The following is a 9257-nucleotide window of genomic DNA, read 5'->3' on the forward strand; positions in this document are numbered from 1 at the left end:
GGGGGAGAACTCCTCCCTACGCATAAATGACGAGGGTTTCCGTTCTCCCCCTTACCAACCCTAATTTCTGATGAACACTTTGATTCATCCGACTGCTGTTATCGATCCGGAGGCCGAAATTCACCCCACGGTTGAAGTGGGGGCCTATGCGGCGATCGGTCCGCAGGTGAAAGTCGGTCCGGAGACGAAAATTGGCGATCGCGTGACCATCGACGGTTGGACTGAGATTGGGGCACGCAACCGAATTTTTCCCGGGGCAGCGATCGGGTTAGAACCGCAGGATCTTAAGTACGATGGAGCGAAAAGTTTCACGAAAATCGGCGATGAGAATACGATTCGCGAGTATGTGACGATTAATCGCGCCACGGGAGAGGGTGAGGCTACGGCGATCGGCGATCGCAATTTGCTGATGGCTTACGTTCACGTGGCTCACAATTGTGAGATTGGCGATGGCGTGGTGATTGCCAATACCGTGCAGCTCGCCGGTCACGTTCGCATCGAAAACCGCGCCAGAATTGGTGGAGTGTTGGGCATTCATCAGTTCGTGGAAATCGGCGAGTTGTCAATGGTGGGCGGCATGTCGCGCATCGATCGCGATGTGCCCCCGTATATGCTCGTGGAAGGCAATCCCTCCCGGGTGCGATCGCTCAACCTCATCGGTCTCAAACGCGCCGATTTGTCCGCCGAAGAACTTCGCCTGCTCAAAAAAGCCTTTCGGATTCTCTACCGAAGTGACGATACCTTCGCCGAGTCCTTGGCTCAATTAAATTTACTCCCCGATCTCCCCTACCTCGCTCACCTGCGCCAGTTCCTCCACGAATCTGTGAAACCCCACCGCCGAGGTCCGATTCCGGGCCGACGTCGGGGACGCAGTGAACGGGATTGAGGGCTAGCCGTTTAGCTTTGCAGGCAATTAATGACACATCCAACCCAATCCCAAACCCAGAAAACGATTTTTATCAGCACCGGTGAGGTGTCTGGGGATTTACAAGGGGCAATGCTGATCGAGGCGCTTTATCGTCAGGCGGCGGCGATCGGCATCACGTTAAAAATTGTCGCCTTAGGCGGTGCGAAAATGGCTCGCGCTGGGGCCACTCTCGTCGGGGATACCACTCGTATCGGATCCGTGGGCATTGTGGAATCGGTGCCGTTTATTTTGCCCACCCTCCAGCTTCAGGGTCGCGCCAAGCAATATCTGCGGGAAAATCCACCGGATTTAATCTTGTTTCTCGATTATCTCGGTCCGAATTTGAGTATCGGCAGTTTTGTAAAGCGATATTTGCCGCAGGTACAGACGGTGTATTACATTGCGCCCCAGGAGTGGGTGTGGTCTTTGGGCGATCGCAATACCAGCAAAATTGTCGAAATTTGCGATCGCCTGTTGGCGATTTTCCCCCAAGAAGCTCGCTACTATCGCGACAAGGGGGCAAATGTCACTTGGGTGGGTCATCCCCTGCTGGACTCGATGCAGGCGGCACCAAAGCGCGATCGCGCCCGTCAAACCCTCGGCATCCCAGGGGAAGAAGTGGCGATCGCCTTACTACCGGCTTCGCGACGGCAAGAAATTAAATATTTACTACCGGTAATGTTGGAGGCGGCGCGTCAAATTCACTCCCGTTTGCCCCAGGCGAGTTTTTATATCCCCCTGTCGTTGGAATGCTATCGAGAACCGATAGCAGCGGCGATCGCCCAGTGCGGTTGGCGCGCGAAAATTCTCCCCGGTTCTCAAACCCAAACCGCGATCGCGGCGGCGGATTTAGCAATTACTAAATCCGGTACCGTTAATCTCGAAATTGCCTTAGCTAATGTCCCCCAGGTGGTGATTTACCGCGTCCATCCCCTCACCGCCTGGATCGCTCGCCATATTCTGCATTTTTCGATTCCCTTTATGTCGCCGCCGAATTTAGTGCTGATGAAGGAAATCGTCCCGGAACTGCTGCAAGATAAAGCCACCAGTGCCAATATCGTTCGCGAAGCTCTGGATTTGCTGGAAAATTCCCACCGACGCAGACAAATTCTGGCAGACTATCAGCAGATGCGACAGGCGTTAGGAGAACTGGGCGTCTGCGATCGGGCGGCTCGGATTATTTTACAATAAAATTCCCTCGGATATTAAAAATTTAAAATGAAAAATGGAGAATGGGGAATTAAAAATTTCCCCCGTATCCTCTAGGTTCGAGCGCGAACCAGGTTTTCCCCATTTCTTACTTCTTAATTCGGAGAACTCGAACGATGAAAAAATTGATTTTTTGTGCTGCATTAATCGGCACTTGCAGCGTCTTAGGGTCGAAACCTGCTACCGCGCAATTATTGCCACAACCGTGGGTTTCGGTGGGAGTACAAGACAGCGAAGCCACCTTTTCTGCGGGGGCAAGAGCGCTGGGATTTGGGGTAGAACTGGGGTTAAGAGAAGAAACGGCGGTGGGGGTAGATGTGATGAAATTCATCACTCCCCCATTTGTAGACCAGATTTCCGGATATGTGGGAGTGGGACTTTATGACGATCCCGATTCCAGCGATTCCGAGGTTGCCTTTTCTGGGGGGGTGCAAATTTTTCCCCAGGGCAATTTTTTCTTTGGGGCGGGTTATCATAGCATCCGAGGGGTAAACGGACAAGTGGGGATTAAACTCTTTTGAGTGGGGGGTAGGACAAGAGGAACGAGGGGGGAGAGCGGGGCACTCTGGCGGGAAACCGCCCAATGAAAGTGTGTAGGTTTTGGAGAACCGACGCATCCGAGAAGGGAACCACGTTATAATTTTGGCGGATGCGAGCAAAAACTGGTGATGAGTAAACCCGTAGTCGATGCCTTCTTTGTGGGCAGAGCCCTAGCCGAAGCCCTCAACGCACAATTAGAAAAAGCCCTAACCAATGCCCTGAGCGAGCTTGGTAAATTTGATGCCGAGCAGCGAGAGCGGTTGCGTGCCTTTAGCGAAGAAGTGATGGAGCGCGCCAATCGCGAGAGTGGACGCACCACAGAGTGGACCAGTTCCCCTCCGGAGAGTTCCGGGAGTGGAACGACTGAAACGATGGATCTGCAAGCGACGATCGACGAACTGCGAGCCGAAATTGCCCAAGTGCGATCGCAGTTACAGCTTTATCGCAGTCGTTCGATGTAGGGAGGGTTTCCCTGTCTGACTTATTTCTTACCTCAGACAAGGGAAGACTCCCGGGCGAGAGCCTCGCTATTGCAGGAAATGGCGATCGCAAAGAGCGAGCGATCGCAACGCCTTCAGAGGTGCGAACTCCCCGCACCAATTTTTAAAATTGATTGCTAGAAAAAACAGTTGTAAATCCGAGTGTCTGAACTCCTAGAGGATCCTATCCAACGTCACCCCATTCCCGATCGCCCTGCTTTACCCAGGGGCGACAACTCTGCTATTGCGGCTCCCAAAAAACCCCAAAACGTGGTTTATCAGAGCAAAGCGTATCGCTGGAGTCGTCCCAATTATTCCCGGAACCGACGGCGAATCGAAATCTGGAATTTTGTGTTTCGGTTTCTCGCGAGTCTGTGGTACATTAACAAACCTTGGACCTATCGCGGCGGCTTTACAGAAGAGAAAAAAGCAGCCCGCAGACAACGCCAAGCCATCTGGATTCGCGAGTCCCTGCTAGAACTCGGCCCGACATTTATTAAGTTAGGCCAGTTATTTTCCACGCGATCGGACTTATTTCCCACCGAATATGTAGAAGAACTAGCCAAGCTGCAAGATAAAGTACCGGCTTTTAGCTACGAACAAGCCGAGGCGATTGTCGAGGCAGATTTCGGACGCCGAGTCGAGGAACTGTTTCGCAGTTTCGATCCGGTACCGATCGCGGCGGCGAGTTTGGGACAGGTTCACAAAGCCCAACTTCATTCCGGGGAAGAAGTGGTGGTGAAAGTGCAGCGCCCCGGACTAAAGCGCTTGTTTGGCATCGATTTAGCGATCGCCAAAACCATTGCCCACTATTTCCAGAACCATCCCAAATGGGGTCGGGGTCGGGATTGGTTGGGCATTTATGACGAGTGCTACAAAATTCTCTATGAAGAAATCGATTATATCAACGAAGGTCGCAATGCCGATACCTTTCGTCGCAACTTTCGGGGTAAAAAATGGGTGAAGGTGCCGCGCGTTTACTGGCGGTATTCTTCTCATCGGGTTTTGACCCTCGAATACGTTCCGGGGATTAAAATCAGCCATTATGAAGCCTTAGAGGCGGCGGGACTCGATCGCAAGGTATTGGCTCAACTCGGGGCAGAAGCCTATTTGCGACAACTGCTCAATCATGGGTTCTTTCATGCCGACCCCCACCCGGGCAATATTGCCGTGAGTCCAGAAGGGGCGTTAATTTTCTACGATTTTGGCATGATGGGGCGCATCCGCACCGACGTGCGGGTGAAGCTGCTCGATTTGTTTTTTGGGATTGCTAAAAAAGATGCCGAACAGGTGGTGAATACCCTCATCGAGTTGGAAGCGTTAGCGCCGATGGATGATATGGGGCCGGTGCGGCGATCGATTCAGTACATCCTGGATCATCTGATGGATAGTCCGTTTGAGGAACAGTCTGTCAATGCGATTAGCGATGACCTGTATGCGATCGCCTACGATCAGCCGTTTCGCTTTCCCGCTACCTTTACCTTTGTCATGCGAGCGTTTTCCACTCTCGAAGGCGTGGGCAAGGGTCTCGACCCGGAGTTTAACTTTATGGAGGTTGCGAAACCTTTTGCAATGCAGATTATGAGCAATGGAAACTCTGTCGATCGCAACAGTATTTTTAACGAAATCGGGCGGCAAGCGGCACAAGTTGGTTCCACGGCGTTAGGTCTGCCCGGTCGGATTGAAGATAGCATCGAAAAGCTCGAACGCGGCGATATCCGCATCCGGGTGCGCTCGATCGAAACAGACCGGGTGCTGCGGCGCATCGGCAACGTTCAAATGGGAACCAATTTGGCGTTACTGGTGAGTGCGTTTACCTTGTCGGCAACGATTTTGTTGGTGAACGATAAAATTTGGTTGGCTTTGGTGGTGGCTTTGGTGGCGATTTTTCTCGCCGGTAGTTTGATCCGCCTGATGATGCGAATCGAGCGCTCGGATAAAATGATGTAATCTCTAATTCTGGGCTAATTTGTAAGGGAGGATACGCGCTTTGACGATCGCCACTCATCCGCGATCGGCAATTCAATCCCTCCCCCTCTATAATTCCAATGTCTTGTCATTTGTCATGCTAAGTGTAAGTTGAGTTATGAAACGATCTTTTGCGGGTCTCACGGATACGGGACTCGTTCGCTCTGTTAATCAAGATGCTTTCTACATTGACGATCCCGACGGACGATTTTTTATTGTGGCTGATGGTATGGGCGGACATGCCGGCGGCCAAGAGGCAAGTCGGATCGCCACTAAAACCATCGAACAATATTTAGACGAACATTGGGCGTCTTCTGAAACGACCCCCGCTTTGCTCGAGGAAGCTTTTTTTAAGGCCAATCAGGCGATCGTTCAAGACCAAATCGAGCATCCAGAACGTGCGGATATGGGCACCACTGCTGTGGCAGTGGTGTTTCGCGAGGATAAACCTTGGTGCGCGCATGTGGGGGATTCTCGCCTCTATCTACTGCGCGGCGATCGACTGGAGCAAATTACGGAAGATCATACCTGGGTGGGACGGGCGCTCAAGGCGGGACACCTGAGTCTGGAGGATGCCCGCAATCATCCCTGGCGGCACGTTCTTTCCCAATGTTTGGGACGCGAAGATCTGCAACAGGTTGACGTGCAACAGATTGACGTGCAAGGGGGGGACAGATTCCTTTTGTGCAGCGATGGGTTGACCGAGGAACTGTCGGCGGAGGAGATTGCGTCCCGGTTAACATCGCAGCTCTCTGGGGAAGAAGCGGCAAGGGAATTGGTGAAGGCGGCGAAAAATAACGGGGGACGGGATAACATTACGGTGGCGATCGTCACCTTGGAGGATACGGCAAAATAAGCCGCGATCTCTTCACCCCTACCGGAACAGAAGCCCCACCTGCAATTACTCTTGAGGCGAAACCCAAAATTCGCCCCCCAAACCACAACCGTACCTGAGTTCGATCCCAGGTACGGTTGTGGTTATTTTATCCCGTTGCAGGTTCGATGGTAACTGCTCTGTGGAGGGATTAAACCCGCGTCAGTTTACCCGCTAACCAAGCTAAAACTCTTCTTAAAACTGACCTGGGGACAGAGGACAAGGGGCAGGAAAATCGGCCATCTTAGAGCTACGGTCAGTGCCACAAGTGCCAGTGCGATCTCGAAAAATACTCATTTGGTTCAATCCGAGCAATTTGAGTGGCGATAACTTGCTAGATCTGTCTGCGATCGCATGTTGCCGCTTTGCTGGCATCGCATATGTCATATTTTCCAGACAAACCCCTACCGATCGCAGTGGTCGTTTTGTCAACCAATTGTTATAATTTTTAACAAAGCGGGTGACAATCCGTGGTAGGGACAATCCTGAAAGCCACGGGCGATCGGCGAAATAAACTCGCATCAACCACTCAAAGCGGCTCTTGAGTGTTGTTGAACCCGGAAAATCTATAAATGAGGAGGTCAGAAATGAACCAACCCGTCGAACTTTCTTTAGAACAAAAATTTAGCCTGCGTGCCTTTGAAAGCCAGGTGGAAAAAATGAGCCAAGAACAAGCGCAACATTTCCTCAAGGAACTGTACAAACAGATGATGCTGCGCGAAACCATGTACCAGGAATTTTTGAAGCACAAGTGGGGTCTAGAACAAGGGCCGAGCTTTTAATTGCGATTCCCATTAGTCCCATAGTGGGCGACCTCCGTCTCTTGCTTTGTTCCTTAACGGGAAAGGAGCTGGGGATGATGGGGCGTCAACTTGTATGGGATGCGGCTTTCGATCGCGACCCTCGGAAGGCAAGGGGGTTTTGGAATCTACATCAGGGTCAAGATTTCATCGTCCGGGAAGCGTTTTCTCGGCGGGCGCGATTAGAAATATAAATCCTATTTATTCGAGTCGAGAATTTCTTCCCCGGGGGAGAAGGGGTTGAGAAGAAATTCTGGCAAAGGGGGAAAATTCCGGGGTGTGCGATCGCTTCATAACTGTACCGCCGGATCGACCCTACCGCTCGAATTTTCACAGAACAGAAATAAATCGTCTGGCAATCCTCCATTAGTAGGGTAGGGTGGGCATTGGCGCCCTACAGCAAGCTCGTCATCTGGAAGCCCTTCGGCAATGCCCAGGCTACAGCTCCCTACCGCTCGAATTTTCACAGAACAGAAATAAATCCTCTGGCGCTAGAGTAGTAAATTGCCCGAGTCGAGGGAGTTGCCCCACCCAGTAGCCACCAAGGGATGAGGGGTGAGTATTGTTTATAGTCAGGCAAGTAGAAACCAAATCCTGAAGCGATCGCCACATCCAATCGCAATGGTAAAATCTTGATACAGAAAGATTGGGCATCAATCAGCTCTGTAGAGAATCACTCACCTCGGGTAGAGATTGCCACGCGATCGCGATCGGCGTTTGCAGCCGAAAAGCGGTAAAGCGTGGCCTTCAATCGGCACTTTTTGCCAATCCGAATCCTCTACAGAACATCCCAGCTTTCCGGCGATGGCGCACAGAATAGAAATTTTACGAATGTTTAAGCGCGTTTTAATCAGTACGGATTTATCGGACGGCTTGCCTCGCTTGGGGAATTTTTTGCCCAGTTTAGCAGCCGGCGGCATGGAGCAGATCGTATTTCTGCACAGCACTCCCCTGTGGACAAAAGGACAAATTCCTCGGGAAGACACCGAAGGGATGCAGAAGGCCCGCGATCGCTTGAACCCGATTCTCAATGAAGTCCCAGAAGGACTCGAAGTCGCGGTGGAAGTGGTTTCCGGTTCGGTCACCGACAACATTCTCAAGGTGGCGCAAACTTACAACAGCGAGGTCATTATCCAAGGAGCATCCAACCGCAATCTGCTCAGCGAGCGACTTTTTGGCAGTACCACCCTCGAACTGTCGGGACGGACCCCCATCCCCTTGATGACCCTTCCCAACTCCCTGCTTTCAGCGTTGACGGCGGAAGAACTGAATCTGCGCTGTCGTCACCTGTTGCGCTATGTCTTAATTCCCTATGACGACAGCGAAGCGTCAAAAACCCTCCTCGAACAGTTTAAGCACTATGCCCAGAACCGTCCGTCGGGGTCCCTAGAACGCTGTATGCTGGCCTGGGTCATCGATGCGGGGGTGCTGCGAAAAGTGCCCAAAGACTACAAACTCGAAGAGGCCCACGAAAAGTTAGCCCCCATCGAGGCAGAATTAAAACAGCTCGGCATTGAAGTGGATATAGAAGTCCGCCTGGGAGAGCCAGTGGTTGATATCTTAGACCTAGCTCAGAAGTCGGATATCTGCGCGATCGCCCTGGCGTCCCACAGCTTGGGTAAGTTGTGGGATTGGTTCCCCAGCTTTACTGCTGAGGTTCTGCGCCGCAGTTGCGAACCGGTCATCTTTTTCCCCTATCGGCACTAATTCGCTTCGCTTACTGAGGCAAACGGTTCAGGGTCGCTTCCATCGCGCTGCTGAGGTAGTGACCCGCCAAAATCACGCTAGATTGATAGTACCTGCCGTTATCCAGGCGGTGTAGGGTATCAAACCCACTGTGGCGCTGCTTCGTACTTCCCAACACCCAATAGCGCTGAACGATGGTTTCCGGGGCAATCCATCCTTCTCCTTCCACCCGTCCGAGTTCGCTGTGTTGAAGGACGAAGCTGTAGACGCGATCGCTGATATCGAAGCGTCCCCGATACTGCAGAGTAATATCTTCGCGTTCGCCACCCGGAAATATCAGCTTGGTCACCATATTAAACCAGGTTTCCCGATTCCAGGCCACCAAAGTTTTCCCCTTCACGGTAATCGGCATCCCATTGCGTTCGAGCCAATTGCCTTCCATAACCCAACGACCAGGTTGTAATAAAAAAATATGAGTCACAGCACCATTCCTTGGTTAATTTCCGTGCCTCCCCTAGGGGCATTTTGCCGAGCAATTTTAAACAAGGTTAACTCTTGAGCCAAACCTCCCTATTTTTTAGGGTTGACTTATCGGTGTTAAACTAAGCAATTCTGTCACCAGAACTACTCGTCTTCAGAACCGGACTTGAGATTTTCACCTCATCCGACTCCTCAACAATTTGGCCTTTGTCATAGGTACCGAGGCTACCATCGCTAGCAGTTTTTACATCATGGCAATGTCGGTGAAGAAGTTGGAGATTTTTGTATTCATCCTTTCCACCTAGGGTTTCTGG

Annotated in this window: 10 protein-coding genes; 8 read left to right on the forward strand and 2 right to left on the reverse strand. The window is 51.7% G+C overall.

Annotation, left to right across the window (positions count from 1 at the left end):
- Nucleotides 1–70 precede the first annotated feature (70 nt).
- From lpxA to AC0QH1_RS27185, 8 genes are all read left to right on the forward strand, one after another.
- Nucleotides 71–886 (forward strand): acyl-ACP--UDP-N-acetylglucosamine O-acyltransferase, encoded by an 816-nt coding sequence (gene lpxA / locus AC0QH1_RS27150; protein ID WP_324634587.1) that lies wholly within the window; start codon nt 71–73, stop codon nt 884–886.
- A gap of 30 nt (nt 887–916) precedes the next feature.
- Nucleotides 917–2098, forward strand: coding sequence for a lipid-A-disaccharide synthase (gene lpxB, locus AC0QH1_RS27155; RefSeq protein WP_324634588.1), 1182 nt, complete (start codon nt 917–919; stop codon nt 2096–2098).
- A gap of 134 nt (nt 2099–2232) precedes the next feature.
- The gene (locus AC0QH1_RS27160; RefSeq protein WP_324634589.1) at nt 2233–2637 is read left to right on the forward strand and encodes a hypothetical protein; all 405 of its coding nucleotides are present in this window, start codon (nt 2233–2235) and stop codon (nt 2635–2637) included.
- A gap of 147 nt (nt 2638–2784) precedes the next feature.
- On the forward strand, nt 2785–3117 hold the full coding sequence (locus AC0QH1_RS27165) for a DUF6825 family protein (protein WP_324634590.1): 333 nt from the start codon (nt 2785–2787) through the stop codon (nt 3115–3117).
- A 261-nt stretch (nt 3118–3378) separates the two neighbouring features.
- Entirely contained in the window at nt 3379–5085 is a 1707-nt protein-coding gene (locus AC0QH1_RS27170; protein WP_324634596.1) for an ABC1 kinase family protein, read from the forward strand.
- Between the two features lie 136 nt (nt 5086–5221).
- A complete protein-coding gene (locus AC0QH1_RS27175) occupies nt 5222–5959 on the forward strand; it encodes a Stp1/IreP family PP2C-type Ser/Thr phosphatase (protein ID WP_324634591.1) in 738 nt (245 codons plus the stop codon).
- Between the two features lie 605 nt (nt 5960–6564).
- On the forward strand, nt 6565–6759 hold the full coding sequence (locus AC0QH1_RS27180) for an NblA/ycf18 family protein (RefSeq protein WP_324634592.1): 195 nt from the start codon (nt 6565–6567) through the stop codon (nt 6757–6759).
- Nucleotides 6760–7470: 711 nt separating this feature from the next.
- On the forward strand, nt 7471–8484 hold the full coding sequence (locus tag AC0QH1_RS27185; RefSeq protein WP_324634593.1) for a universal stress protein: 1014 nt from the start codon (nt 7471–7473) through the stop codon (nt 8482–8484).
- A gap of 10 nt (nt 8485–8494) precedes the next feature.
- Here AC0QH1_RS27185 and AC0QH1_RS27190 read toward each other — a convergent pair whose 3' ends face one another.
- Nucleotides 8495–8944: a hypothetical protein gene (locus AC0QH1_RS27190; RefSeq protein ID WP_324634594.1), complete on the reverse strand. Its 450-nt coding sequence runs from the start codon at nt 8942–8944 to the stop codon at nt 8495–8497.
- A gap of 121 nt (nt 8945–9065) precedes the next feature.
- A partial coding sequence (locus tag AC0QH1_RS27195) for an HNH endonuclease (RefSeq protein ID WP_324634595.1) occupies nt 9066–9257 on the reverse strand: 192 nt, incomplete at its 5' end.

Source organism: Phormidium sp. CCY1219 (assembly GCF_055795085.1).